The organism is Phocaeicola sp. RTP21198st1_B8_RTP21198_201120 (genome assembly GCF_040929485.1).
In the GTDB taxonomy this organism is placed as follows: domain Bacteria; phylum Bacteroidota; class Bacteroidia; order Bacteroidales; family Bacteroidaceae; genus Phocaeicola; species Phocaeicola dorei.
The window spans coordinates 1-617 of sequence record NZ_JBCOCI010000340.1 but is presented as its reverse complement, the minus strand read 5'-3'; the positions used below and the strand labels follow the sequence as shown (position 1 = coordinate 617).

Here is a 617-nt window from a genome sequence, read left to right as displayed (position 1 = left end):
CTTTCAGGCGTATACTGGCTTTAAAATTACCGATAAATCCTTCCACATGCTCCAGTTCGGCATACGTATAAAGAGTGATATTCGGATGCTGCGCTACTTCCACCATTCGGGGAGTAAGAATACACTGCGAACAGTCTAATGTAGGAAAAGTTTCCGAAAGCTGTGACATGTGTCCGCCGATGGACGGTTCTTTCTCTACCAGAATGACCTGATGTCCGCAATTGGCGATGTCCAGACTTGCCTGAATTCCGGGAATTCCTCCTCCAATCACCAGTGCTTTTTTGGTGATAGGAACCTGAATGGGAACCAAAGGATGATTCCGCTTTACCTTTTCAACCAGACTTTTGACAATATCAACAGCCTTACGGGTAGTTGCCTCCCCTTTCTCATGTACCCAAGAGCAATGCTCACGAATATTAGCTATCTCGCACAGATAAGGATTCAATCCGGCTTCCGCACATGCTCTCCGAAAGGTAGGTTCATGCATTCGCGGAGAACAGGCAGCAACGACAACGCCATCCAATCCATATTCTTTAATGGCGTTCTTAATCAATGTCTGTCCCGGATCGGAACACATATATTTATAATCAATGGCATAGGCAACGCCTTCCATTTCT

1 protein-coding gene is annotated in these 617 nt (G+C 45.7%); it reads right to left on the bottom strand.

Translation table 11 applies throughout. The features are described from left to right. Positions 1 to 617: FAD-dependent oxidoreductase (locus AB5935_RS26070; RefSeq protein ID WP_410525552.1), on the bottom strand; the 617-nt coding region annotated here is incomplete at both ends.